Source organism: Bradyrhizobium genosp. SA-4 str. CB756 (assembly GCF_000473125.1).
Classification (GTDB): domain Bacteria; phylum Pseudomonadota; class Alphaproteobacteria; order Rhizobiales; family Xanthobacteraceae; genus Bradyrhizobium; species Bradyrhizobium arachidis.
In genome coordinates this window covers 937,881-961,941 of record NZ_KI421499.1, presented here as the reverse complement: position 1 = coordinate 961,941, position 24,061 = coordinate 937,881, and the positions used below count along the sequence as shown (strand labels likewise).

The 24,061-nt window shown below is 65.0% G+C and carries 22 protein-coding genes and 1 pseudogene; 14 read left to right on the top strand and 9 right to left on the bottom strand.

Annotated features, from left to right (window positions below; all coding sequences use genetic code 11):
• Positions 1-62: 62 nt before the first annotated feature.
• Positions 63-320 (top strand): hypothetical protein, encoded by a 258-nt coding sequence (locus tag BRAGE_RS0104545; protein WP_027562352.1) that lies wholly within the window; start codon positions 63-65, stop codon positions 318-320.
• A gap of 332 nt (positions 321-652) precedes the next feature.
• On the opposite strand, the gene BRAGE_RS0104540 is transcribed toward BRAGE_RS0104545, so the two are convergent.
• The 4 genes from BRAGE_RS0104540 to BRAGE_RS0104525 all read right to left on the bottom strand — a co-directional run bounded on the left by BRAGE_RS0104540 (position 653) and on the right by BRAGE_RS0104525 (position 4,867).
• Positions 653-2,392: a methanol/ethanol family PQQ-dependent dehydrogenase gene (locus BRAGE_RS0104540; protein ID WP_027562351.1), complete on the bottom strand. Its 1,740-nt coding sequence runs from the start codon at positions 2,390-2,392 to the stop codon at positions 653-655.
• 117 nt (positions 2,393-2,509) lie between these two features.
• On the bottom strand, positions 2,510-3,163 hold the full coding sequence (locus tag BRAGE_RS0104535; RefSeq protein ID WP_027562350.1) for a ubiquinol-cytochrome c reductase iron-sulfur subunit: 654 nt from the start codon (positions 3,161-3,163) through the stop codon (positions 2,510-2,512).
• A gap of 247 nt (positions 3,164-3,410) precedes the next feature.
• Entirely contained in the window at positions 3,411-3,875 is a 465-nt protein-coding gene (locus tag BRAGE_RS0104530; protein ID WP_035730946.1) for a group III truncated hemoglobin, read from the bottom strand.
• Positions 3,876-4,015: 140 nt separating this feature from the next.
• Positions 4,016-4,867, bottom strand: a complete 852-nt coding sequence (locus tag BRAGE_RS0104525; protein ID WP_027562348.1) for a 3-hydroxybutyryl-CoA dehydrogenase — start codon at positions 4,865-4,867, stop codon at positions 4,016-4,018.
• 401 nt (positions 4,868-5,268) lie between these two features.
• On the opposite strand from BRAGE_RS0104525, the gene pstS reads away from it, so the two are divergent.
• The 6 genes and pseudogenes from pstS to BRAGE_RS0104490 all read left to right on the top strand — a co-directional run bounded on the left by pstS (position 5,269) and on the right by BRAGE_RS0104490 (position 9,244).
• Entirely contained in the window at positions 5,269-6,321 is a 1,053-nt protein-coding gene (gene pstS, locus BRAGE_RS0104515; RefSeq protein ID WP_027562347.1) for a phosphate ABC transporter substrate-binding protein PstS, read from the top strand.
• Between the two features lie 91 nt (positions 6,322-6,412).
• On the top strand, positions 6,413-6,757 hold the full coding sequence (locus BRAGE_RS0104510) for an ArsR/SmtB family transcription factor (protein WP_027562346.1): 345 nt from the start codon (positions 6,413-6,415) through the stop codon (positions 6,755-6,757).
• A gap of 11 nt (positions 6,758-6,768) precedes the next feature.
• Positions 6,769-7,248 carry an ArsI/CadI family heavy metal resistance metalloenzyme gene (locus tag BRAGE_RS0104505; RefSeq protein WP_027562345.1) on the top strand — a complete coding sequence of 160 codons (480 nt, stop codon included), beginning with the start codon at positions 6,769-6,771 and terminating at the stop codon, positions 7,246-7,248.
• A 16-nt stretch (positions 7,249-7,264) separates the two neighbouring features.
• Positions 7,265-7,675, top strand: a complete 411-nt coding sequence (arsC, locus tag BRAGE_RS0104500; protein ID WP_027562344.1) for an arsenate reductase (glutaredoxin) — start codon at positions 7,265-7,267, stop codon at positions 7,673-7,675.
• Positions 7,675-8,373, top strand: a pseudogene (locus BRAGE_RS47755) (aquaporin); the annotation flags it as partial. The gene arsC and the pseudogene BRAGE_RS47755, both read left to right, overlap by 1 nt.
• A 172-nt stretch (positions 8,374-8,545) precedes the next feature.
• The gene (locus BRAGE_RS0104490) at positions 8,546-9,244 is read left to right on the top strand and encodes an ABC transporter permease (protein WP_027562343.1); all 699 of its coding nucleotides are present in this window, start codon (positions 8,546-8,548) and stop codon (positions 9,242-9,244) included.
• Here BRAGE_RS0104490 and BRAGE_RS0104485 read toward each other — a convergent pair.
• Positions 9,218-10,027, bottom strand: coding sequence for an extracellular solute-binding protein (locus BRAGE_RS0104485; RefSeq protein WP_027562342.1), 810 nt, complete (start codon positions 10,025-10,027; stop codon positions 9,218-9,220). The two genes, BRAGE_RS0104490 and BRAGE_RS0104485, sit on opposite strands and share 27 nt — an antisense overlap.
• 157 nt (positions 10,028-10,184) lie before the next feature.
• On the opposite strand from BRAGE_RS0104485, the gene BRAGE_RS0104480 reads away from it, so the two are divergent.
• The 3 genes from BRAGE_RS0104480 (at position 10,185) to BRAGE_RS0104470 (ending at position 12,580) form a co-directional block, all read left to right on the top strand.
• Positions 10,185-10,457 carry a hypothetical protein gene (locus BRAGE_RS0104480; RefSeq protein ID WP_027562341.1) on the top strand — a complete coding sequence of 91 codons (273 nt, stop codon included), beginning with the start codon at positions 10,185-10,187 and terminating at the stop codon, positions 10,455-10,457.
• 268 nt (positions 10,458-10,725) lie between these two features.
• Positions 10,726-12,231, top strand: coding sequence for a hypothetical protein (locus tag BRAGE_RS0104475; protein ID WP_141263126.1), 1,506 nt, complete (start codon positions 10,726-10,728; stop codon positions 12,229-12,231).
• A 64-nt stretch (positions 12,232-12,295) separates the two neighbouring features.
• Positions 12,296-12,580 carry a TonB-dependent receptor plug domain-containing protein gene (locus tag BRAGE_RS0104470; protein ID WP_027562339.1) on the top strand — a complete coding sequence of 95 codons (285 nt, stop codon included), beginning with the start codon at positions 12,296-12,298 and terminating at the stop codon, positions 12,578-12,580.
• Between the two features lie 19 nt (positions 12,581-12,599).
• Here the strand turns inward: BRAGE_RS0104470 and BRAGE_RS0104465 are convergent, their stop codons facing one another.
• Complete coding sequence (locus BRAGE_RS0104465) at positions 12,600-13,916, bottom strand: alpha/beta hydrolase (protein ID WP_027562338.1); 1,317 nt, start codon at positions 13,914-13,916, stop codon at positions 12,600-12,602.
• A 260-nt stretch (positions 13,917-14,176) separates the two neighbouring features.
• On the opposite strand from BRAGE_RS0104465, the gene blaBJP reads away from it, so the two are divergent.
• The gene (blaBJP, locus tag BRAGE_RS0104460) at positions 14,177-15,061 is read left to right on the top strand and encodes a BJP family subclass B3 metallo-beta-lactamase (protein WP_027562337.1); all 885 of its coding nucleotides are present in this window, start codon (positions 14,177-14,179) and stop codon (positions 15,059-15,061) included.
• Positions 15,062-15,375: 314 nt separating this feature from the next.
• Positions 15,376-17,385, top strand: coding sequence for a putative bifunctional diguanylate cyclase/phosphodiesterase (locus tag BRAGE_RS0104455; RefSeq protein WP_027562336.1), 2,010 nt, complete (start codon positions 15,376-15,378; stop codon positions 17,383-17,385).
• A 7-nt stretch (positions 17,386-17,392) separates the two neighbouring features.
• Here BRAGE_RS0104455 and hutU read toward each other — a convergent pair whose 3' ends face one another.
• From hutU to hutI, 3 genes are read right to left on the bottom strand one after another with little or no spacing between them, the layout of a single operon-like run.
• On the bottom strand, positions 17,393-19,063 hold the full coding sequence (hutU, locus tag BRAGE_RS0104450) for a urocanate hydratase (RefSeq protein WP_027562335.1): 1,671 nt from the start codon (positions 19,061-19,063) through the stop codon (positions 17,393-17,395).
• A gap of 27 nt (positions 19,064-19,090) precedes the next feature.
• On the bottom strand, positions 19,091-20,650 hold the full coding sequence (gene hutH, locus BRAGE_RS0104445) for a histidine ammonia-lyase (RefSeq protein ID WP_027562334.1): 1,560 nt from the start codon (positions 20,648-20,650) through the stop codon (positions 19,091-19,093).
• A complete protein-coding gene (hutI, locus tag BRAGE_RS0104440) occupies positions 20,647-21,861 on the bottom strand; it encodes an imidazolonepropionase (protein WP_027562333.1) in 1,215 nt (404 codons plus the stop codon). The genes hutH and hutI overlap by 4 nt, the downstream gene beginning before the upstream one ends.
• A gap of 89 nt (positions 21,862-21,950) precedes the next feature.
• On the opposite strand from hutI, the gene BRAGE_RS0104435 reads away from it, so the two are divergent.
• Entirely contained in the window at positions 21,951-23,309 is a 1,359-nt protein-coding gene (locus tag BRAGE_RS0104435; RefSeq protein WP_027562332.1) for a formimidoylglutamate deiminase, read from the top strand.
• Complete coding sequence (gene hutC, locus BRAGE_RS0104430) at positions 23,306-24,034, top strand: histidine utilization repressor (protein WP_027562331.1); 729 nt, start codon at positions 23,306-23,308, stop codon at positions 24,032-24,034. The genes BRAGE_RS0104435 and hutC overlap by 4 nt, the downstream gene beginning before the upstream one ends.
• Positions 24,035-24,061 lie beyond the last annotated feature (27 nt).

Here is a 24,061-nt window from a genome sequence, read left to right as displayed (position 1 = left end):
TTTAGGGCGGGGAACACAAGGCGGCCTCGCGCCGTTTCCATCGATCTGACAGGAGCAGATCGATGACCAACATCTCAAAGGCGCTCGCAGTCTCGTTGCTGTCGGGCGCTTTTTTCATGACCACGGGCGCGTTCGCCCAAAGCAACACGACGCCCCCGACCACGGCGACGCGCCCCACCGCGCCCGACCAGAACTCACTTCCCAATGCGACCGCCCCGCCGCCTTCGACCACCCAGACCACCGGGCAGCACAATCCGGATCCGAAGGTTCGGGAGATGAACCAGAAGGAAAAGGACAAGGTGGACAGGCAGGGGAAGTAGTTATCTGACGGCTGCGCATGGATGTGCCCTCTCCCCTTGCGGGAGAGGGCCGCGACGCTGGGAGATACAACCTTGCTTGGGTGAAGGGTCTGTTCCTGCGAACTCATCTCACAATGAGTGCGCGCGGAGACATACCCCTCATCCGGCGCCATAGCCGAAGCTTTGCTTCGGCGTTCCTGAGAACGGCGGCCGAAGGCCGCCTACGCCACCTTCTCCCGCAAGGGGAGAAGGATCGACAACAATCCGCACCGCCAAGCAAAATGCGGCGGACGTTGCCGTCCGCCGCATTCTCCACCCCCCTGCTGCTCCGCTTTCGTCGATCCGCCGCGGAGCTATTTCTTCAGCGCGAACACCCAGATCACGCCGCCCTGCGGCACGTTGGACTCGATGCCGATATTATTGGTGGCGAGCGCATCCTGGATGCGCTGCGCGTCGACGCCCCACCCGGACTGGATCGCGACATATTGGGTGCCGTCGACCTCATAGGACACCGGCATGCCCATGATGCCGGAGTTGGTCTTCTGCTCCCACAAGAGCTCGCCGGTCTTGGCGTTGAAGGCGCGGAAGTTGCGGTCGTTGGTGCCGCCGGCGAAGACGAGATCACCCGCGGTCGCCGTCACCGAGCCGAACAACTGCGATTTCGGGAAGTTGTGCTGCCAGACCTTCTTGCCCGTGGTCGGATCCCAAGCCTGGAGCTCGCCGAAATGATCGGCGCCGGGCTTCGCCTTCAGGCCGATGTCCTCCGGCTTGGTGCCGAGCCAGAGCTCACCCGGCTTGAGCGGGAGCTTCTCGCCGGTGAAGCCGCCGCAGAAATTCTCGTTGGCCGGCACATAGACGAGACCCGTCTTCTGGCTGTAGGCCGCCGACGGCCAATCCTTGCCGCCCCATAGCGACGGACAGAACTCGACGCGCTTGCCGATGACCGGCTTGTGGTCGGGATCGACGATCGGCTTGCCGGTCTCCGCATCGATGCCCTTCCAGACGTCGGTGGAGACGAACGGCCAGCCGGCGACGTAGTTGATCTTGGTCGGTGTGCGCTCGAGCACCCAGAAGATCGCGTCGCGGCCGGGATGGACCAGGCTCTTGATGTTGCGGCCATCGCGTTGCAGGTCGATCAGGATCGGCGCCTCGACCTCGTCCCAGTCCCAGGAATCGTTCTGGTGGTACTGGTGATAGGTCTTGATCTTGCCGGTGCCGGGATCGAGCGCGAGCACCGACGAGGTGTAGAGATTGTCGCCGGGATGCATCTCGCCGGGCCACGGCGCGGCATTGCCGACACCCCAATAGATCGTCTTGGTGTCCTTGTCGTAATTGCCGGTCATCCAGGCCGAGCCGCCGCCGTTCTTCCAGTCGTCGCCCTGCCAGGTGTCATGACCGGGCTCGCCCTCGCCGGGAATGGTGAAGGTCCGCCACAGCTCCTTGCCGTCCTTGGCATCGAAGGCAGCGACATAGCCGCGCACGCCGAACTCGCCGCCGGAGCCGCCGACGATGACCTTGCCGTCGACGATCAGCGGCATCAGGGTCATGTACTGACCCTTCTTGTAATCCTGCACCTTGGTGTCCCACACCACCTTGCCGGTCTTGGCGTCGAGCGCGACGACATGGTCGTCGGTGGTGGCGAGATAAAGCTTGTCCTCCCAGAGGCCGACGCCGCGGCTGGTCGGATGCAGCTGGAACAGATCGTCTGGGAGCTGCCGCTTGTAGCGCCAGTATTCGTCGCCGGTCTTCGCGTTGAGCGCGATCACCTGCCCCATCGGGGTTGCCACGAACATCACGCCGTTGTTGACGATCGGCGGCGCCTCGTGGCCTTCGACGACGCCGGTGGCGAAGGTCCAGACCGGCGTGAGATTCTTGACGTTCGAGGTGTTGATCTGGTCGAGCGGGCTATAGCCCTGGCCGTCATAGGTGCGGCGATAGAGCATCCAGTTGCCGGCTTCCGGATTTTCCAGGCGCTGCTGGGTGACTGGCGCGTAGCTCTCGATCGGGCCGGCAATTGCAGCGGTCGAGACAAGACAAGTGAAGGCGACGAAGCCGGACAGGTACCATTGCTTTCTGGTGGTCGACGTTTTCATGGACGTTCCCCTTTTTCATCCGCTTGAATTCTTGTTCTGAATTCTTGTCGTTCGTCCCGTCGTCCGCCCCTCGGCGGATGCGGCCTCTCGTGACGCGGGCATAACCCGCAGCGTCCATCATCCTGGCTGCGCGCCACCTACCTTTCCGATGAAATTGCCGGCGACGCTGAGCGAGCCGGCGGCGAGCGCCAGCGGCAGCGCGGCGAGCCGTCGCGGCGCCGGCCCGAACACGACCTGCGCGCCCTCGCGAGGATCGTATTCCGAATTGTGGCACATGCACTTGAACACGTCCTTGTCGCCGACATCGCTCTTGACCCAGGCGGTGACGGGACAGCCGGCATGCGAGCAGATCGCCGAATAGGCGAGGATGCCGTCGACCGCACGCGCGCGGGTCTTCTCGTCGAGCTCGGCGGGATCGAGCCGGATGATCAGGATCTCGTTGAGGCGCGAGGCGCTGCGCACGACCGATGTCTTGGGGTCCTTCGGCCAGGCATGCACCGGCGGTCCGCCCGCCGGCAGATCGGCTGCGGTGATGAGCTTTCCCTCCTGGTCTCCTTCGGAGAAGACGAGCACGTCGCCGTTTTGCGGACGCTCGTCGGAGCCAGGCGGATCCTCACCCGCGCGCGCCCGTGTGGAGCAGCCGAGACACGCGGTGCTGGCGAGTGCGCCGAGCAGGATCGCCCGTCGAGTCTGCTCCGTGCACGCGTCAGCTTCGGGGTCCGCAATCGTCTCGGAGAATGAGGAATGGGTGTTGAACGGTGCGCTCGCCATGCCCGCTAGCAGGCGCTGGAACTCTGCCGAAAACAAGGCGAAGGATTGGCGCCGCAGTGCATCAATATGTCTTTGCTCGCTTTGATTGAGCAAGAGTGAACGCGTTCGCGCGCGTTTTCGCGAGTTCTACGTCACACCGCGCGAACGGCATGATGATTTTGCAGATCAGACCGATGATGCTGGAATTGGTGCGACGCGCCATTGCGCGAAGCGAACTTGCGCGTTTCTCAGGCAGGCATTTTGTATGTCAGGACCTCAGCGCGTGACGCGGCGAAGCGATGCGGCCCGCGATGGTGGCCGAAGCCATTTCAAAGCTGTCGGCGATACGCCGCGCCTTGTCGATGAACAGCGCAGCCGCCGGCGGCGGACAGACTTCGCGCGCAGTCTGCTCGAACAGATCGAGCCAGCGGTCGAAATGATCGCCAACCAGACTCAGCGGCATATGCGCTCGCATCGGCGAGCCATGATAGCGGCCGCTCATCAGCACGACCGACGACCAGAAATCCTTGAGCTTGGCGAGGTGCTCGTCCCAATTCTGCACGATCGCGAACACCGGCCCGAGCAGCGCGTCCTCGCGCACGCGTCCGTAGAAACGGGTGACGAGTTCCCCGATCATCTCCTCGGTGATTCCGGTGCGCTCGATCGCATCCTGGGTCAACAGGCTCCGCCGCGCGGCCGCCGCCTCGCGCTCGGCCTTCAGTCGATCCGACATGTTTTTTGCTATCCGCTTTCGTTGTTCCCGCGACGCCGCCCGTTCGACATTGTCGGGCCATTTGCGCGCGGCGTCTTTGTCGCAGCGCAAATTGCGGGGATCGGGCGGCGGACGCGAAAGGCCCGCCGCCTGCACCATGATCAGGTGCCGTAAGTGTAAAAGCCCTGCCCGGTCTTGCGGCCGAGATGGCCGGCGTCGACCATTTCCTTGAGCAAGGGGGCCGGACGGTATTTAGGATCGTTGAAGCCCTTATAAAAGACCTCCATCACCGAGAGCATGGTGTCGAGGCCGACGAGATCGGCCAGCGCCAGCGGTCCGATCGGATGGTTGCAGCCGAGCTTCATGCCGGCGTCGATCTCTTCCGCCGTTGCGATCCCTTCCTGCAGCGCGAAGATCGCCTCGTTGATCATCGGGCACAGGATGCGGTTGACGGCGAAGCCCGGGCTGTTCTTGGCCGTGATCGCCACCTTGCCGACGCGCTGGGCGAAATCGAGCGCCTTGGCGTGAGTGTCGTCGGAGGTCTGCAAGCCGCGGATGAGTTCCAGCAGCGCCATCACCGGAACCGGATTGAAGAAATGCATGCCGATGAAACGATCGGGACGATCGGTCGCGGCGGCCAGCTTGGTGATCGAGATCGACGAGGTGTTGGTTGCCACCAGGGTGCGCGGCGACAGCGTGGCGCAGAGGTCCTTCAAGATCTTGACCTTGAGCTCCTCGTTCTCGGTCGCCGCTTCGATGACGAGGTCGCAGTCGGAGAGCTTGGCGCGATCGGTGGTGCCTGTGATGCGCTTGAGTGCAGCCTCGCGATCGGCGGCCGAGATCTTCTCCTTCTTGACCAGGCGCTCGAGGCTGCCGCCGACGGTCGAAAGCCCGCGGTTCACCGCCGCATCCGAAATGTCGACCATCACGACCGAAAGCCCGGCCGCGGCGCAAACCTGCGCGATGCCGTTCCCCATGGTACCTGCCCCGATGATGCCAACGGTCTGGATCATTGCCTCACATCCTTCATCCTTGCGGGGCGTGCCGGTACGGCCCGGCCCCAATTGTTTCTGCATCAGGGTCTAGCACCGCCACCGGGCGGGGGCGACCTGATCATGCCCCTTCCTTAAAGCATCCGAAGCGGGAATAAAGCCGCCATTCGGCCGCAAAACGGCATGATTTGGCGGTCTGGCAGGCGGTTTTCCCGAATCTGCGCGTGCTCTACCCCCAGCGCCTTGCAGCGGGGCGGCTGGACCCGGCCCGTTCGGACCACCTTGATCTACATCAATCGGACGATGCGGAGCTCGCTGACGGTGTGCTGTAATTGATGCGCAATGGCCAGTGCGAATGCTTCGCGACGCCATTGTGACATAGCCCACATCAGCCTCGTGCCCCACCTGTTAGCGTCGCGCACATGACAAAACATATTGCACTTCCCATCGTCCTCGCCGCTCTGCTGGTCGCCACGCAGAGCCTGGCTGCCGAGACCAAGGGAGCCGGCTCAACCTTCGTTTCGCCCGTGATGGCGAAATGGATCGACGCGTATAGGTCGAAGACCGGAAACATTGTCAGCTACCAAGCCGTCGGCTCGAGCATCGGCGTCGGCCTGATCAAGAAGGAAGCCGTCGATTTCGGCGCCAGTGACATGCCGCTCGATCCCAAGGAGCTGGACAAGCTCGGCATGATGCAATTCCCGATCGTTATCGGGGGCGTCGTGCCGGTGGTCAATATCGACGGCGTCAAGCCCGGCCAGATCCGCTTCACCGGGCCCATGCTCGCCGACATCTATCTCGGCAAGCTCAGATCCTGGAACGATCCGGCCATTCGCGCCATCAATCCCGACATCAAGCTGCCGAACACGGCGATCACGGTGGTCCATCGCGTCGACGGATCCGGCACGACGTTCAACTGGTCGAACTATCTCGCGAAGGTCAGCCCGCAATGGAAGACGAGCGTCGGCGAAGGCACCTCGGTCGAATGGCCGCTGGGCCTCGGCGGCAGGGGCAATGACGGCGTCGCCTCGCTGGTCAGCCTCGTTCCGGGCGCGATCGGCTACCTCGAATACACCTACGCGCTGCAGCGGCTCGATCGAATCTCATTCGGTGTCGTGCAGAACAGCGCCGGCAATTTCGTCGTCCCTGACGCCGCCTCGTTCCAGGCGGCGGCCTCGAGCGCGGACTGGAAGGCGGAGAAGGATTTCCATCTCGTGCTCACCAATGCGCCGGGCGAAGACGCCTATCCGATCACGGCGACGACCTTCGTGCTGATGCCGAAGATGCCGAAATCACAGGAGCGTTCCGCAGCCGCGATCGACTTCGTCCGCTGGTCGCTGGAGAACGGCAAGTCGCAGGCCGAGACGCTCAACTACGTCCCCCTGCCCGCCGCCCTGATCGATCAGATCGAGCGCTACTGGCAGCAGAACTTTGAAGCGCAGACGGTCTCCGCAGCGGCCAGCGTGAAACGTTGAGGCCCAAAGGGCCGGCCGTCAGGTCGAGATCGGGGCATGCTCGCCCCGATCTCGATTGACAGACACCCGATATTTCCATAATCGTTGAAATATGGAAAAGACAGATGCCGTCGCGGCACTCGCCGCGCTCGCCCAGGACAACCGTCTCGATGTCTTCCGCCTGCTGGTGCAGGCCGGCCCGAACGGCATGGCGGCGGGCGCGATCGCCGAGGCGCTGGATCTCGCCCCCAACACGCTGACATTCCACTTCGACCGGCTGCGGATGGCGGGGCTTGCGACCGTCCGGCGCGAGGGGCGCTCGATGATCTATGCGGCGCGGTTCGAGACCATGAACGCGCTCGTCGGCTTCCTCACCGAAAACTGCTGCGGCGGAGCGTCATGCGCTCCGGCGGCGCCTGCGACATCCGCGCGAAAGCGCAGCAAAGTGCCAACCTGAAGGGACAGACCATGAAGCGCCTGCACGTTCACGTCTCCGTCGAGGATCTCTCCCGCTCGATCGAGTTCTACTCCGCCCTGTTCGCAAGCGAGCCTTCGGTCGTGAAAGCCGACTATGCCAAATGGATGCTTGAAGACCCGCGCGTAAATTTTGCCATCTCGACACGCGGACGCGCGGCAGGCCTCGACCATCTCGGCATCCAGGTCGAGACCGGCGAGGAGCTGCAAGAGGTCTATGCACGCCTGCGCCAGGCCGGCGGCGACATCATCGAACAGGGGCAGACCACCTGCTGCTATGCCAAGTCGGAAAAATCCTGGATCGACGATCCCGCCGGCATCGCCTGGGAAACCTTCCACACCACGGGCGAGAGCACCGATTACGGCGACGGCAGCGGCGAGAACCGGGCGCGGGTCGCGCACGAGAAGCAACAGACGCAGTCGGCTTGCTGCGCGCCGCAGGCGGCGCCGACGGCCTCAAAGGCGTGCTGCTGAGCGCGGAGGTTCTCGAATGGACGCGATCATCTACCACAATCCCGATTGCGGCACGTCGCGCAACACGCTTGCGATGATCCGGAACGCCGGCATCGAACCGCACGTGATCGAATATCTGAAGTCGCCACCGTCGCGCGCGCTGTTGCAGCAGTTGATCGCGCGCATGGGAATTTCGGTACGCGAGGCGGTTCGCGAGAAGGCGCCGCCTTACGCGGAGCTCGGGCTCGGCAATACGGCGCTGACCGACGAGCAACTGCTCGACGCGATGATGGCGCACCCGATCCTGATCAATCGTCCGATCGTGGTGACGCCGAAAGGCGTGAAGCTCTGCCGCCCCTCCGAACTGGTGCTCGATCTGCTGCCGGCGCAGCACGGCGAATTCGTCAAAGAAGATGGCGAGCGCGTCAGGCTGGATCGCGGCGCCTGATGCCAGGGCTTGCACAGCGCGCCTTCGCCGAGTGGCTCGGAACGGCGTTCCTGCTCGCAGCCGTCGTCGGCTCCGGGATCATGGCGCAGAGACTCTCAGGCGGAAACGTCGCGCTGGCGCTGCTGTGCAATACCATCGCCACCGGCGCTGTCCTCGTCGTGCTGATCCTGATGTTCGCCCCGATATCGGGTGCGCATTTCAATCCGGCGGTGACGCTGGCATTCGCTTTGCGCGGCGAGGTACCATGGACCGACGCTATTGCCTATCTCGCCGCCCAGATCGCCGGCGCAATCGCGGGCGTGGGGCTCGCGCATCTGATGTTCGAGCTTCCACTCCTCCAGCTGTCGCTCACGGAACGCAGCGGCGCCGGACAATGGTTGGCCGAGGCCGTCGCCACCTTCGGCCTGCTATCGACGATCCTTGGCGTCGGCTATCGGACCCCAGCGGCCGTTCCTTACGCGGTCGGCCTCTATATCACCTCGGCCTACTGGTTCACGTCGTCGACATCGTTCGCCAATCCCGCCGTTACCATCGCCCGCTCGCTATCTGATACGTTCGCAGGGATCGCCCCTTGGGGCGTTCCAGCTTTCATCACCGCTCAACTCATCGGGGCCGGCCTTGCCGTTCTGCTGGCACGCTGGCTCTGGGCCGGAGCCCCTGAAACGTGGAGCGCTCCTCAGCTCCCGTCCGGCGGGCCTGATAACCAGGCCTCAAATTCATTTCCTGAGATGAATCGCGTTTCCAAATCGCTTCCCGCGGGTATTCTGTGCATGTCGACAAGACCAGCAGAGACCGATCCGTGACGCGATCACGTCGCTTCGACATCGATGATTCCGAGGCATTCCGCCCGGCGCCAAAGCGTCCGGCCGAATGAACGATTTCGCGCGATCCGTTGCCGCGGCCTTTACGCTGATCGGCGAAGCCGATGCCGAGTTGCTCGGCATCGTCGCCCTGTCGGTCCGCGTCAGCCTCACCGCCAGCATCGTCGCGCTGCTGATCGGCGCGCCGTTCGGGGCGTTGCTAGCCATCACCCGTTTCCGCGGACGGCAGGTCATCATCGTGCTGACCAATGCGCTGCTCGGCCTTCCTCCGGTCGTGGTCGGGCTCGCGCTCTATCTGCTGCTATCGCGGTCCGGTCCGCTCGGGGCTGCCGGCCTGCTGTTCACGCCGACCGCCATGGTGATCGCGCAGACCCTGCTCGCCACGCCGATCGTGGTGGCGCTGGTGCACCGGCCGGCAAGCCTGCTGTGGGCCGAGTACGGCGACTTGGCGCGGATCGACGGATTGTCGGCGCTGCGCAGCATGGCGCTTTTGTTCGCGCTGGGACGGACCTCGCTGCTGACCGCCTTTCTCGCGGCTTTCGGGCGCGCCATCGCCGAGGTCGGCGCCATCATCATCGTCGGCGGCAACATCCGCGGTTTCACGCGCACGATGACGACAGCGATCGCACTGGAGACCAGCAAGGGCGACCTGCCGCTGGCGCTTGGGCTCGGGCTGATCCTGCTCGCGCTCAGCGTCGCGGTATCGACCGTCGCATTCCTGCTAGTGGGACGCGTTGGGGAAAAATAGCTGCTCGCCCCCGACCTTGTAGCCGGCGATCGCATCCTGCCCCTTCGGCGAGACGAGCCAGTCGATGAAGGCCTGCCCTTCCTTCGCCTTCACGTTCGGATGCTTTTCCGGATTCACCAGCATGACGCCGTACTGGTTGAACAGCCGCTTGTCGCCCTCGGTCAGGATGGTGAGCTCGCCGCGGTTCTTGAACGAGAGCCAGGTGCCGCGGTCCGACAGCAGATAGGCACTCGACGACGAGGCCATGTTCAGCGCCGGGCCCATGCCCTGCCCGATCTCGCGATACCAGCTGTCCTTGGCGGCAGCGATGTCGATGCCTGCCTCTTTCCACAATCTCAGCTCGGCCGCGTGCGTGCCGGACTTGTCGCCGCGCGAGATGAACGGCGCTTTCGCAGCCGCGATCTTGCGCAAGGCATCAGCGACGTCCTTGCCGCCGGCGATATGTGCGGGATCGGCCTTCGGGCCGACGATGACGAAGTCGTTGTACATGACGTCGAAGCGCTTCACGCCCTGCCCTTCGGACATGAACTTGTCCTCCGCCACCCTGTCATGGACGAACACCACATCGGCATCGCCGCGCCGTCCGATGTCGAGCGCCTGACCGGTGCCGACGGCGACGACCTTCACCTCGATACCCTCGGCCTTCGAGAACAGCGGCAGTAGGTAGCCGAACAGGCCAGATTGCTCCGTCGACGTCGTCGAGGCTACGGTGATGCTGCGATCCTGCGCGAATGAGCATGTCGACCAGAACAGAACCGTTGCGATGGCGGCAAGCTTCCTCATTGCGTCGTCCTCACACCTGGATATCGAGTGCTGCAAATTACGTCAGGCAAACTGCGCAGGGAACCCCGACGATCGGCCCCGCCCGGGCGCGATCCGGCCGCTCAGGAACGTCGCTCCCGTGTCCCGGTTGTCCAGACACGAACCCAGGGAGATCCTGATGAAGAAAATCATTCTCGCATCCGCCTGCATCATGGCGCTGGCGACCGGTGGCGCCTTTGCGCAGACACAACCCGCGCCGGACGCATCTGGTCAGGGCGGCGTCGGTCAATCCTCGCGAGGTCCCGCGACCAAGGGCATGACGACGGGCAAGTCGTCGAACATGCAGAACGAGGCCGGCAGCAGCAAGGGCACACAGTCGCCGAGCGCGGGCGGCGCCAACACCAACAACATGGGCAGCCAGGCCGGCGGCGGCGCCGGTTCCAGGAAATAGCCGCAAGATCGACATGTCGGGAAGGCACGACTGTGCCTTCCCGCGGGATCAACGATCTCGGACGACTCTTACCGCACCGCGAGGCACGCGACATCGACGTTCGGAAAGTCTTGGAAACTGCCGACGGTAATCTCATCTGCACGGCACGTGTGGATGTTCTGCAATTGGTCCCAGTCAGATTGACATCGGTGTGACAGGCGGGGCAGTTTTTCATATTGCTGACGAATCAGCGATTGCCTCACGCCGAGTACCTCTTGGACAACTCCCAGTGCTTTCGAGACTGATATCGTTGCTGCGCCGCATTCCAGCGGTGAAATGGGCGTTCACCCGGCTTCGGCCCTTGCCGCACAGCGGCAGCATCGACGTCGCGGCGAACGAAGCAAGTGACTCGCCTGCCATCCTTGCCGACGTCGCGGAAGCCGCGCCGGTGCGCGACGCGAGTAGCGCCGAACCGTTGCATGGCCAGGCCGACATCACGGTCACGACTCCCGTCGTCGAGGACGAGCCCGCGATCTCCGTCATCGTGGAGAGCCCGTCAGCAACGCCGGCTGGTATCAGCCTCAGCGACGAACCCTCCGGCGAGACAAGCGTGGACGTCGAGCCTGCTGTCGTCGAGCAGGCTTCGGTCTTGCCGGTCGATGTCGCGAGCGAGCAGGTTGAGGCTCCCGAAGTCGTCAGCAACGATCCTCCGGCGCAATCGCCTGCGAGCGTTGAGCCCGTCATCGTGGAAGAGGCACCGGTCTCATCCATCGAGGTTGCGAGCGAGCTCGCCGATGCTCCCGAGGCTGTCATTGGCAGCGTTCCATCGTTCGAGCTCGCGACCGAGATCGAGCCTGCTGCCGCGGAGGAGACTCCGGTCGCGTCGGTCGACGTCGCGAGCGAGCACGTTGCGGCTCCCGCAGTCGTCGGCAACGATCCTCCGGCGGAACTGCTTGCAAGCATTGAGCCCGTCATCGTGGAAGAGACGCCGGTCTCGTCTGTCGCGGTTGCGAGCGAGCCGGCCGAGGCTCTCGAAGCTGCCATCGGCAGCGTCCCATCATACGAGCTCGTGACCGAGATCGAGCCCGCTGCCGCGGAGGAGACTCCGGTCGCGTCGGTCGACGTCGCGATCGACGCGGTCGATGCTCCCGTTCTTCTCGTCACCGACGACTCCGCTCCTGACGTTCTCGTGGATGACGCGCCGGCCGCTATCGACGGCTCGTGTGTCGCGTGCGCCGATGACAATGTCCTGGATGTCTCCGAGAGCAGCATCGACGGCGATCCCTCGCCCAGCGTCGCGGCGGAGATCGAGCCTGCCACCGCCAACGATCCTGCCCCTGTCATGGTGGTCGCCGCTGAGGATTCTTCCGCTGAGGCTGCCAGCGGCATCGCCGACAGCGCGCCGGAGCCGGCTCTCGAGTCTCCCGTTCCGGAAATCTCCCGCGCAGCGAAGGCCCGCGCAAAGGTCACGGAACCCACCGACCGTGCCGCGCTGATCCGGCAGCGCTGGGCGGAGACCGGGATCAGGATGTGGAATCCGCGGCTTCACGGCAGTGGCGATGCGACGCTGAACATCCAGGGGCGGATTGGGCTGCTGCCGCCCGCGCCCGGCGAGACGATGCCGCGCTACGACAAGCTGGAATTCAAGATGCTCGGCGGGCAGATCGTCTGCGAGGGTGTCATCGTCGAAGCGCCCGCGCAGGCGGACAGGCGCAGCTTCACCCGGCTCGCCGAGCCGCGTCACTCCGAGCGGGTCCGCGAACCGGCGCGGGAACGCCAGGCCGCCCTCGCCTGATCCCTTTTCATCTGCGATCGCGCTCGCCATATGCTAGGCTGACACCCTGGATATGGGAGACCGCATGTTCGCAACATCATTGCGACTGGTCGTGATCGCTGCTCTCTGCGTCTCGCAAGGAGCTTTTGCGGCGTCCGGCAAACGGCCGCGCCACGTGCCGGCAACGGCGGCCGCGACCGATCCCGCAGCACCCTACAAGGCCGACCGGTTGTCCTCCTCGCGCGGCGAGACCATCCTCAACACGCCCGGCCAGACCACCGTGCTGACGCGTCAGAGGCTCGACGACATGAACGCCACCAGCCTCCGCGACGCCATGCGCTCGACCGCCGGCGTGACGATCGGGCGCTAAAGCCTGATCCGCTTTGCGCTCAGGGGATCGGATAGCCCTTCCAGACCCACTCCAGCGCCGACGGCAGCGTCTGCGCGATCGTCGGGCGATCGACGTGCTTGGCGTTGCGCACGAACAGGAACTGGTAGTGATAGCCCTTCTCCGCCAGCACCTTGGCCATCAGCGCGTTCGACAGGGTCCAGTCGTGCATGCCGTCGGGAATGGTGGGGTTCGGATAGAACAGGTCCTGGTCGCCGCCGAAGAACCAGAAGCGGATCGGCTTGGCCGGCGCGGCGACGATCAGCGGCACTCCGGGCGGCTCGGCCGGCGTCAGCACACCCGCCTTGGAGATCAAATTGGGACCAGCCGGCCCCGTCCAGGCGCTGTGATACTCCCAGGCGCCGCCGCGCAGCGACGGATCATGCGGCCATTGCTGGTTGACCATCGTCGGCGAGAAGGCCAGCACGCGGTGATAGAGATCCGGATAGAACCAGGCCATGGTGAAGGCGGCGGCGCCACTCGAGCTCAATCCCATCGTCGCGCGTCCGTCGGGATTCCTCGTCAGCTTGACGTCGGCGTTCTTCTCGACCAGCGGCAGCACCTCGCGTTCGACGAACTGCGCATAGATGCCCGAGACCGCGTCATATTCACGACCGCGCTGGCTACCCTGCGCATCCTGCCCGCCATTGCCGATCTGGATCGCGATCATCGGTGGCACGCGGCGCTGCGCGATCAGGTTGTCGAGCGTCGTGGCAAGGTCCTTGTAAGCGTTGGAGCCGCCGTCGCCGACCACGATGAACGGCGCTTCGGATCCGCGCACATATTGGGCCGGCACGTAGACGTCGATCGTGCGCGACCAGACACCGGGATGGCTGGTGATGACGATCATGTGCGACTTGTCGTCCGCCGCAGTGACCGTCGTCATGATCGAGGAATTGGTGCAGCCCGCGACGTCGTCGCGGATCAGGCCGGGATTGTAGACCGCGCTCTCTTTCGATGACAGCGTGAAGGATTTCGTCGTGCCGCGCGGCACGCCCTCCTTTGCGATCGTCTCCGGGGCGGGATTGTGGGTCGGGCCGATGATGAAATTGCCTTCGGCGCCCGGCGGCGGCAGCGTCCCGTCCGGCAGCTCGGTCGCGCGCGGGTAGTTGGCACTAAGGGGATCTCGCGTCGGCGGCGCTGTCTTGAAATCGAGGCCTGTCGTGTCGATGAAGAAGGGCGCGGCCTTGTCGGTGGTGTTGGCACCAGGCGGCACGGCCATGTTCTGGGTGACGCAGACCGGCTGGGCCGACGCGATCGACGAGAATGAGACGACGGAAATCAGCGTCCCCGCAAGGACGAACAATGGATTGGTCATTTCAGCTCCCCGTGCCGACGAGTCTTGCTGGCCCATCTTGAAGCAAAGTATGCCGGGCCGCCGATGCCGGGTCAAACAGCAAGCGGCCGCATTGCAGCGATGGCCCATGCTCAAACCGGACGGCGTCCCTTATTCCGCGCATGCCGCGAAAATTTGAGAGCTTGATGCCGTTGCTGCCGCCCTTCGCACGACGTAGCTTGCGCATCGGCCGCGCAGATGCCGCGTCTGGCTGAAACGACAAGAACACTCGGGAGGCAACCATGAGAAAGCTTACGGCCGCGCTGTGTGCGCTGGCGTTCCTCACAACCGGCGCGCAGGCGCAGACCATCAAGGACTTCCTGGCAACGGTCATGCAGAAGTGGACGGCGCCGTTCGAGCCGTTCCAGCTCATCGGCAACATCTACTATGTCGGCACCGACGGCATCGCCGTTTACGTCATCAAGACCTCACAGGGCCTGATCCTGATGGACACGGCGATGCCCCAGTCGACCGGCATGATCAAGGACAACATCGCCAAGCTCGGCTTCAAGGTTGCCGACATCAAGATCATCCTCAACACGCACGCCCATCTCGACCACACCGGCGGCTTCGCCGAGATCAAGAAGGAAACCGGCGCACAGCTCATCGCCGGCGAGCGCGACAAGCCGCTGCTCGAAGGCGGCTACTATCCTGGTGACGAGAAGAACGCGGACCTTTCCTTCCCCGCGGTGAAGGTCGACCGCACGGTGAAGGAAGGCGACAAGGTCACGCTCGGCGACACCACGCTGACGGCGCATGCGACACCAGGCCACTCGCCGGGCTGCACGAGCTGGGAGATGACCGTCAAGGACGGCAACCAGGACCGCGACGTGCTGTTCTTCTGTAGCGGCACCGTTTCGCTGAACCGCCTGGTCGGCCAGCCGACCTATCCCGGCATCGTCGACGATTACCGCGCGACTTACGCGAAGGTGAAGGCGATGAAGGTCGACGTGCTGCTCGGGCCGCATCCGGAAGTCTATGGCATGCAGGCCAAGCGTGCGGAGATGAAGGACGGCGCGCCGAACCCGTTCGTCAAGCCGGGCGAGCTCACCACCTACGCGACCGGCCTGTCGGAGGATTTCGACAAGCAGCTCGCCAAGCAGACCGCGGCGCTGGAGAAGAAATAGCGGAGATACTTCACCTCACTCCAACGCGGAGAGGTGGATGCCGCACGTCGTCCGGCACGACCGGCGTGCGGCGATCCGCGGCGCCCATGCGCATGGTTAGCAGGACGTGACCACGAACGCGCCGATGGGGCCGAAGCGCTGCCCCCGGCAGCCTGTAATGCTTAACGGGACCTGACCAATGCACGCGGCCGGAAATTTTTGCGGCCGCGCGCAACCTGCGCTGGCCTTTTCGCAGGGAACCCGTCTAACGCGCCCTTTACCCCCGCCGTGCAAGATCGCCCCCGTTTTTGAAGGGATACGGGGCGCGTATTGCAATGCCTGTCGCCGATTTGAAGTCTCACTTCGCCGCCGCGATGCGGCTGTTTCGCGTGCCGGTCGACAACCCGGACCTGACGCGCGCGCAGTTCGACGCCTTCTCCAAGCAGGTCCCGCTGCTCTACTTCATCCTGATGAGCAACACGATCGCCGTCGCCTATACGTATGTGAACGTGGCGCCGGACTGGCTGACGATGATCGTGCCCTCCGTGCTGACTGTGCTTGCGGCGCTCCGGACCATCTGGTGGCTGCGCCAGCGTCATCTCGTGCGCAGCGATGCCGACATCCTGCGCAATCTGCGCGCCACCAACTGGATGACGCTGCCGATCGGTGCGGGCTTCACTGCATGGTCCTTCGCGCTCTATCCTTACGGTGATCCCTTCGCCAAGAGCCAGGTCGCCTTCTACATGGCCGTTACCGTGATCGGCTGCATCTTCTCGCTGATGCATCTGCGCTCGGCGGCACTGATCGTGACGCTGGTCGTCGACGTCCCCTATGTGCTGTTCTTCTGGACCACCGGCGAGCCGACGCTGAAGGCGATCGCCGTCAACAACCTTCTGGTTTCCGGCGCGATGGTGACGGTGCTGGTCATCTACTATCGCGACTTCGCCGATCTCGTCGCCAGCCGCAAATCGCTGCTGGCGCAGCAGGCGGCGACGCAAGCGCTGTCGGACGAGAACTTCCGTCTTGCCAATCTGGATTCGCTCACCGAACTGCCCAACCGCCGCCGCTTCTTCGCCGAGCTGTCGAGTGCCTTCATCGACGCCGAGCGCAGGAACGTTCGCGTCGCGGTCGGTATCATCGACCTCGACGGCTTCAAGCCGATCAATGACAATTACGGCCATTCGGTCGGCGACCGCGTCCTGATCGAGGCCGGCCGGCGCATCCGCGAGGTCTGCGAAGGCTTCGGTCCGCAGCGCGTCGAGTTCGCAAGGCTCGGCGGCGACGAGTTCGGTCTCGTCGTGTGCGGCGACCCCGAGGACGCCGATCTGGTGCGGCTCGGCGAACGCATCGGCGAGCGGGTCAAGCTGCCCTACCAGCTCGACACTGCCCACACCGGCCTGTCCTGCTCGATCGGCTTTGCGCTTTATCCGGACTCCGCAACGACGGCGGAGGCGCTCTATGAATGCGCGGACTATTCGCTCTACCACGCCAAGCGCCATCTGCGCGGTCGCACCGTAATCTTCTCGAGCGAGCTGGAGGCGGAGATCCGCAGCCGCGGCGTGATCGAGACCCTGCTGCGCAGTGCGGATTTCGACACGGAAATGGAGCTGGTGTTTCAGCCGATCGTCGATGCCATGAGCGAGCATACTGCGGGCTTCGAGACCCTGGCACGCTGGCGTAGTCCCCGCCTCGGCTGGGTCTCTCCGGCCGACTTCATTCCGGCCGCCGAGCGCATCGGCCTGATCCGGCCGCTGACGCAGGCCCTGCTGGCGCGCGCGCTTGCAGCGGCGAAGATCTGGCCCGACCACATCCGCCTGTCGTTCAACCTTTCGGCCCACGACGTCTGCGCAGCCGAGGGCATCCTGCCGCTGATCTCGATCATCGAGAGGAGCGGCCTGCCGCCGCACCGGATCGATTTCGAGATCACCGAGACCGCCGTCACCTTCGACTTCGTGCGCGCGCAGCAGTCGATCGCGACGCTGAAGGCGATGGGCTGTGGCATCTCGCTCGACGATTTCGGCACCGGCTATTCCTCGCTGAGCCATGTGCACCGGCTGCCGCTCGACAAGATCAAGGTCGACCGCAGCTTCGTCGCCGACATCAACGAAAATCCTGTCAGCCACAAGATCATCAAGTCGCTCACGGGCCTGTGCGACGACATGGAGATCGCCTGCGTCGTCGAGGGCGTCGAGACCCGCGCGCAGCTCGACACCTTGCGCCGCCTCGGATGCGACTACATCCAGGGCTACTACTTCGCAAAGCCGATGCCGGGCGATGCGATCGGCGACTACCTCGCGAACGAGGGGCAACGCCTCGATGGTGCAGCGGCCAGGGTCGTGGCTTGAGGCGAGGCTATTTCGCCAGGCTCGGCAGATCGAGCCCCTTGTCGCGCGCGCAGTCGATCGCGATGTCATAGCCCGCATCGGCATGGCGCATGACGCCAGAGGCGGGATCGTTCCACAGCACGCGCTCGATGCGTTTGGCGGCTTCCGGCGTGCCGTCGGCGACGATCACCATGCCGGCATGCTGGGAATATCCGATGCCGACGCCGCCGCCGTGATGCAGCGAGACCCAGGTCGCGCCACTGGCGCAATTGAGCAGCGCGTTGAGCAGGGGCCAGTCGGACACCGCGTCCGATCCGTCCTTCATCGCCTCGGTCTCGCGGTTGGGGCTTGCCACCGAGCCGCTGTCGAGATGATCGCGGCCGATCACGATCGGCGCCTTCAATTCGCCGCGCGCCACCATCTCGTTGAAGGCGAGGCCGAGGCGATGACGATCGCCGAGGCCGACCCAGCAGATCCGCGCCGGCAGACCCTGGAACTTGATGCGCTGCTTGGCCATGTCGAGCCAATTGTGCAGATGCTTGTCGTCAGGCATCAGCTCCTTGACCTTGGCGTCGGTCTTGAAGATGTCCTCGGGATCGCCCGACAGCGCGGCCCAGCGGAACGGGCCGACGCCGCGGCAGAACAACGGGCGGATATAGGCCGGCACGAAGCCGGGGAAATCGAACGCGTTCTTCAGGCCCATGTCCTGCGCCATCTGGCGGATGTTGTTGCCGTAGTCGAGCGTCGGAATGCCCTGCGCATGGAAATCCAGCATGGCCTGGACATGCTCGACCATCGACGTCTTCGAGGCGCGCTCGACCGCCTTCGGATCGGACGCGCGCTTGGCTTCCCAATCGGCAAGCGACCAGCCCTTCGGCAAATAGCCGTTGATCGGATCGTGCGCGCTGGTCTGGTCGGTGACGATGTCGGGCTTGACGCCGCGGCGCACCAGTTCGGGGAAAATCTCCGCGGCATTGCCGAGCAGCCCGACCGAGACCGCCTTCTTGGTCTTCTTGGCCTCTTCCATGATCGCAAGGGCTTCGTCGAGCGTGGCTGCCTGGCGGTCGAGATAGCCCGTCCGCAGCCGCATCTCGATGCGGCTCGGCTGGCACTCGACCGCGAGCATCGAGGCGCCGGCCATGGTCGCCGCCAGCGGCTGCGCGCCGCCCATGCCGCCGAGGCCGGCAGTGAGGATCCATTTGCCGGCGAGGCTGCCGCCATAATGACGACGGCCGACCTCGACGAAGGTCTCGTAGGTGCCCTGCACGATGCCCTGACTGCCGATATAGATCCAGGAGCCCGCGGTCATCTGGCCGTACATCATCAGCCCCTGGCGATCGAGCTCGTTGAAATGGTCGAGCGTCGCCCAGTGCGGCACGATGTTGGAGTTCGCGATCAGCACGCGCGGCGCATCGGCATGGGTGCGGAAGACGCCGACCGGCTTGCCGGACTGCACCAGCAGCGTCTGGTCGGCTTCGAGCTTGCGCAAGGCCGCGGTGATCCGGTCAAAGCTCTCCCAGTCGCGCGCGGCGCGGCCGATGCCGCCATAGACGACCAGCTCGCTCGGACGCTCCGCAACATCAGGATCGAGATTGTTCATGAGCATGCGCAGCGGCGCTTCCGTCAACCAGCTCTTGGCGCTGATCTCGCTGCCGCGGGGAGCACGGATAGTGCGGTCATTGTCCAGTCGGCGGTTCATGCGGAACACCCCTTAGTCAAGTCTTGTTCAGTCAAGTTTTGGAAACGGATCGGCTGAAAGCTTGGCGATCGCCGCGACCGGCAGCGCATCAGCTTCGACAAGCGCCGCAGCCTTGGCGAGATCGCCGGCCATGTAGCGGTCAGTACCGAGTGCAGGCACCTGCTCGCGAAGCCTGGCAATGACGGCAACGAGCGGCGCGCTGGTCGCATGCGGCGCCCGCAGCGTGATGCCTTGGGCTGCGACCAGCAGCTCGATTCCCAAGATGGCGGTGAGATTGTCGGCCATATCCGAGAGGCGCCGCGCGGCGTGGGCAGCCATCGAGACGTGATCTTCCTGGTTGGCGCTGGTCGGCGTCGAGTCGATCGAGCAGGCAGCCGCCCGCTGCTTGTTCTCGGCATAGAGCGCGGCCGCCGTCACCTCGGCGATCATGAAGCCGGAGTTGAGGCCGGGATCCGGTGTCAGGAACGGCGGCAGACCGAAATTGAGAGCGGGATCGACCAGCGTCGCGATGCGCCGCTCGCTGATCGCACCGATCTCCGACAGCGCAAGCGCGATGGCGTCGGCGGCAAAGGCGACCGGCTCGGCGTGGAAATTGCCGCCAGAGACGATCTCACCGGTCTCGACCAGCACCAGCGGATTGTCAGTGACGGCATTGGCCTCGACGATCAGCGTGCGCGCGGCCTGCGTGATCAGGTCCAGCGCGGCGCCTGCGACCTGCGGCTGGCAGCGCAGGCAATAAGGATCCTGCACGCGCTCGTCGCCTTCGAGATGCGACAGGCGGATATCGCTGCCGTCGAGCAGCACGGTCAAGGTGGCGGCCGCGGCGATCTGACCGGCATGGCCGCGCAGCGCCTGGATTTCGGGACGGAACGGCGCCGTCGAGGCCATTGCCGCATCGACCGACAATGCGCCGGTGACGAGCGCGGCGCGGATCAGGCGGAATGCACGCAGCACGCCGGCGATGGCGTAAGCGGTCGAGAACTGCGTGCCGTTGATCAGCGCCAGCCCCTCCTTGGGGCCGAGCGTCAGTGGCGTAAGGCCGGCAGCGGCGAGCGCTTCGCCACCGGATATAGTCACCCCGTCAAAAATCGCCTGCCCTTCGCCAATCATCACCGCGGTCATATGCGCGAGCGGCGCAAGATCGCCGGAGGCGCCGACCGAGCCTTGTTGCGGCACCAGCGGGTAGACGCCGCGCGTCAGCATGGCCTGCAATTGCTCGATCACCTCGCGGCGGACGCCGGAGGCCCCGCGCCCGAGCGAGATGATCTTCAGCGCCATCATCAGGCGGACGATCGGCTCGGGCGTCGCCGGGCCGACGCCGCAGCAATGCGAGACGATGAGATTGCGCTGGAGCAGCGCGGTTTGATCGGGCGGAATGCGCTTCGAGGCCAGCTTCCCGAAGCCGGTGTTGATGCCGTAGACTGGCGCGGCGGCATGCGCGGCCTTCGCGACAATCTCCGAAGCCGCCTCTACGCGCGGCCAAAACGAGGGATCGAGCACGACGGACGCACCCGCAAGGACGCGTGCGAGATCGTCGAGAGTGACCGTTCCCGGCTTAACGACGATCGCTGCGCCCTGCTCCGTCACTGTCCCCTCCACACCCGGCGGTGCAGCGGATTGAAGCCGATGCGGTAGACCAGCTCGGCGGGCCGCTCGATGTCCCAGATCGCGAGGTCGCACCACTTACCGGGTTCGAGCGTGCCAGTTTCATTGAGCACGCCGAGCGCGCGCGCACCTTCTCGGGTAACACCGTCGAGGCATTCGGCCACATTCATCCGGAACAGCGTCGCGCCCATGTTCATGGCGAGCAGCAGCGAGGTCAGCGGCGAGCTGCCGGGATTGCAGTCGCTCGCAAGCGCCATGGGAACACCATGCTTGCGGAACACCTCGACCGGCGGCTTCTGCGTCTCGCGGATGAAGTAGAACGCGCCAGGCAGCAGCACGGCCACCGTTCCGGCCTTCGCCATCGCAGCGGCGCCGGCCTCGTCGGTATGCTCCAAATGATCGGCCGACAGTGCCGAGAATTTTGCGGCGAGCGCGGCGCCGCCGAGATTCGACAGCTGGTCGGCGTGGAGCTTCACCGGCAGCCCGAGCCCTCTCGCGGCCTCGAAGACCCGCGCAGTCTGCTCAGCCGAGAACGCGATCCCTTCCATGAAGGCATCGACGGCATCGGCAAGGCCAGCCTTGACGACGGCGGGCAGCATCTGTTTGCACACGAGATCGATGTAGCGATCCTTGTCGCCGTCGGCTTCCACCGGCAGCGCATGTGCGCCGAGGAAGGATGTGCGGATCGCAACCGGCCGCTGAGCGACGAGGCTGCGCGCGGCGGACAGCTGCCGCATCTCGGTCTCGGTATCGAGGCCGTAGCCCGACTTGATCTCGACCGTGGTTGCGCCCTCGCCAATCAGCGCGTCGAGCCGCGGAAGCGCGCTTGCGACGAGTTCGGCCTCGCTCGCCTTACGAGTCGCGGCGACCGTCGAGACGATGCCGCCGCCGGCCCGCGCAATCTCTTCATAGCTTGCCCCCTTCAGGCGCAGCTCAAACTCGTGCGCGCGGTTGCCGCCATAGACGAGATGGGTGTGGCAGTCGACGAGACCCGGTGTGATCCAGCGTCCCTCGCAATCGATCCGCTCGATGGCGTCCGCATCCGCAGGGAAATCTGCTGCTGCGCCGGCATAGACGATACGGCCGCCGCGCGCGGCGATCACGCCACGTTCGATCTCGCCGAGGTCGGGACGGTCGGCCCGCATCGTGGCGAGCCGGGCATTATGCCAGATCCGGTCGAAGCGCTCTGCCATGAAGGTGTCCCTTCGCCGTGGGATGCTTGACTTATATGTCTAGACATATAATCGTAAGGCGGTTCTGTCCAGCCGGCGTGTAATCAATCATGACCCGACTGCATTTCGCCTCCGCGCTCCTGCCCCCGGGCTGGGCCAATGACGTGCAGGTGGTGATCACCGCCGGCGCGATCGCGGAGGTGACGCCAGGCGTGGCGCCGGCCGCCGGCGACGAACGCCACGCCATCGCACTTCCCGGACTTGCGAGCCTGCACAGCCACGCCTTCCAGCGCGGCATGGCCGGACTTGCGGAACTGCGCGGCGACAGCACCGACACGTTCTGGACCTGGCGCGAGACGATGTATCGCTTCGCGCTGGCGATGACCCCGAATGACGTTACCGCCGTTGCCACGCTGCTTTATGTCGAGATGCTGGAACAGGGTTTTACCCGCGTCGGCGAATTCCATTATCTGCATCATGATCGCGACGGCTCGCATTACGCCGATATCGGCGAAATGGCCGGGCGCATTGCGCAGGCTGCCGAGGCCTCGGGCATTGCACTGACGCTGCTGCCGAGTTTTTACGCGCACGGCTCTTTCGGTGGCGCGGCGCCGCATGACGGCCAGCGCCGCTTCATCTGCTCGGTCGATGAATTCGCCGCGTTGATGGATGCATCGCGCAAGGCGATCGCAACATTGCCGGGCGCCAATATCGGCATTGCGCCTCACAGTCTGCGCGCGGTCGCGCCGGACGAGCTCGCGGCGATCATTCCGCTTGCGAACGGCGGGCCGGTGCACATCCACGCCGCCGAGCAGGTCAAGGAGGTCGAGGATTGCCTCGCCTGGTCCGGCCGGCGCCCGGTGCAGTGGCTGCTGGAGCACGCGCCGCTCGATCAGCGCTGGTGCCTCATCCACGCGACCCACATGACCGATGCGGAAATCACGGCATTCGCGAAGACCGGTGCAGTTGCTGGCCTCTGCCCCATCACCGAGGCGAGCCTCGGCGACGGCATCTTTCCGGCGCGCGAATTTCTCGCCGCCGGCGGCGCGTTCGGTGTGGGCACCGATTCCAACGTGCTGGTCGGCGTCGCCGACGAATTGCGCCAGCTCGAATACGGCCAGCGCCTGAAGCATCGCCAGCGCAACGTTCTCTCCAGCGGTGCAGGCCGCTCGACGGGGCGTACGCTATTCGATCAAGCGCTCGCCGGCGGCGCACAGGCAATGGCGCAGGCGATGGTCGGCCTCACGCCGGGCGCGCGCGCGGACATCGTCACGCTCGATGCGGCGCATCCGTCGCTGGCCGGCCGCACGCACGACGCGGTCATCGACGGCTGGATCTTTGCCGCCAGCGGATGCGTGATCGATTGCGTCTGGGCTGGCGGCCACAAAGTCGTCGAGCGCGGTCGGCACAGGCTACGCCAGGCCGCGCGCGAGCGATTCAACGCGGCGGTGCGGAGGCTCGTCGCATGAGCCTTGCCAGCGATGCCGCCGACAAGCGGACACTCTACAAGCGTATCCGCGCCGACATCGAGAAGCGGATCCTCACCGGCGAATGGCCGCCCGGACATCGCATTCCATTCGAGCACGAGCTCGTCGCGCGCTACGGCTGCTCGCGCATGACGGTGAACAAGGCGCTGTCGGAACTGGCGCAAGCCGATCTGATCGAGCGACGGCGGCGCGCCGGCTCGTTCGTACGGCGACCGCAGCATCAGTCAGCCGTGCTCAAGATCGCCGACATCCGCGCCGAGATCACCGCGCTCGGGCGCGCTTACGGCTACGAGCTGATCGGCCGCAAGCTGCGGGCGGCGACTGCCGCCGACCGCGAGCGTCTCGGCGTCAAGAAAGCCGGCAAGGTCGTCGCGATCACCTGCCGTCACAGCGCCGACAAGGTGCCATTCGCGGTCGAGGACAGGCTGATCGATCTCGCCTCCGTGCCCAGTGCTGCGACCGCGGATTTCTCGCGCGAGCCGCCGGGCTCGTGGCTGCTTCATCATGTCCCATGGACAGAGGCCGAGCATACGATCAGCGCCATCGTCGCGGATGATCGCACGGCGGAAGCGCTCGACATCGCAATCGGCGCGCCCTGTCTCGTGATCGACCGCTATACCTGGCGCAGCGCGCGCACGATCACCGCGGTCCGCCTGCTCTATCCCGGTGACTCCCACCGCCTTGTCGCCCGATTCAAGGGAGGTTGAGAGAGCAATGTCGGCACAATTCGTGCA

Bases quoted from the DNA above. Each gene is read 5' to 3' on its own strand.
- BRAGE_RS0104465 (WP_027562338.1), bottom strand. From the start codon at position 13,916: ATGACCAATCCATTGTTCGTCCTTGCGGGGACGCTGATTTCCGTCGTC.
- BRAGE_RS0104470 (WP_027562339.1), top strand. From the start codon at position 12,296: ATGTTCGCAACATCATTGCGACTGGTCGTGATCGCTGCTCTCTGCGTC.
- BRAGE_RS0104535 (WP_027562350.1), bottom strand. From the start codon at position 3,163: ATGGCGAGCGCACCGTTCAACACCCATTCCTCATTCTCCGAGACGATT.
- BRAGE_RS0104545 (WP_027562352.1), top strand. From the start codon at position 63: ATGACCAACATCTCAAAGGCGCTCGCAGTCTCGTTGCTGTCGGGCGCT.
- BRAGE_RS0104505 (WP_027562345.1), top strand. From the start codon at position 6,769: ATGAAGCGCCTGCACGTTCACGTCTCCGTCGAGGATCTCTCCCGCTCG.
- BRAGE_RS0104540 (WP_027562351.1), bottom strand. From the start codon at position 2,392: ATGAAAACGTCGACCACCAGAAAGCAATGGTACCTGTCCGGCTTCGTC.
- BRAGE_RS0104435 (WP_027562332.1), top strand. From the start codon at position 21,951: ATGACCCGACTGCATTTCGCCTCCGCGCTCCTGCCCCCGGGCTGGGCC.
- BRAGE_RS0104525 (WP_027562348.1), bottom strand. From the start codon at position 4,867: ATGATCCAGACCGTTGGCATCATCGGGGCAGGTACCATGGGGAACGGC.
- pstS (WP_027562347.1), top strand. From the start codon at position 5,269: ATGACAAAACATATTGCACTTCCCATCGTCCTCGCCGCTCTGCTGGTC.
- hutC (WP_027562331.1), top strand. From the start codon at position 23,306: ATGAGCCTTGCCAGCGATGCCGCCGACAAGCGGACACTCTACAAGCGT.
- BRAGE_RS0104510 (WP_027562346.1), top strand. From the start codon at position 6,413: ATGGAAAAGACAGATGCCGTCGCGGCACTCGCCGCGCTCGCCCAGGAC.
- BRAGE_RS0104455 (WP_027562336.1), top strand. From the start codon at position 15,376: ATGCCTGTCGCCGATTTGAAGTCTCACTTCGCCGCCGCGATGCGGCTG.
- BRAGE_RS0104480 (WP_027562341.1), top strand. From the start codon at position 10,185: ATGAAGAAAATCATTCTCGCATCCGCCTGCATCATGGCGCTGGCGACC.
- BRAGE_RS0104485 (WP_027562342.1), bottom strand. From the start codon at position 10,027: ATGAGGAAGCTTGCCGCCATCGCAACGGTTCTGTTCTGGTCGACATGC.
- blaBJP (WP_027562337.1), top strand. From the start codon at position 14,177: ATGAGAAAGCTTACGGCCGCGCTGTGTGCGCTGGCGTTCCTCACAACC.
- BRAGE_RS0104530 (WP_035730946.1), bottom strand. From the start codon at position 3,875: ATGTCGGATCGACTGAAGGCCGAGCGCGAGGCGGCGGCCGCGCGGCGG.
- hutI (WP_027562333.1), bottom strand. From the start codon at position 21,861: ATGGCAGAGCGCTTCGACCGGATCTGGCATAATGCCCGGCTCGCCACG.
- hutU (WP_027562335.1), bottom strand. From the start codon at position 19,063: ATGAACCGCCGACTGGACAATGACCGCACTATCCGTGCTCCCCGCGGC.
- arsC (WP_027562344.1), top strand. From the start codon at position 7,265: ATGGACGCGATCATCTACCACAATCCCGATTGCGGCACGTCGCGCAAC.
- BRAGE_RS0104490 (WP_027562343.1), top strand. From the start codon at position 8,546: ATGAACGATTTCGCGCGATCCGTTGCCGCGGCCTTTACGCTGATCGGC.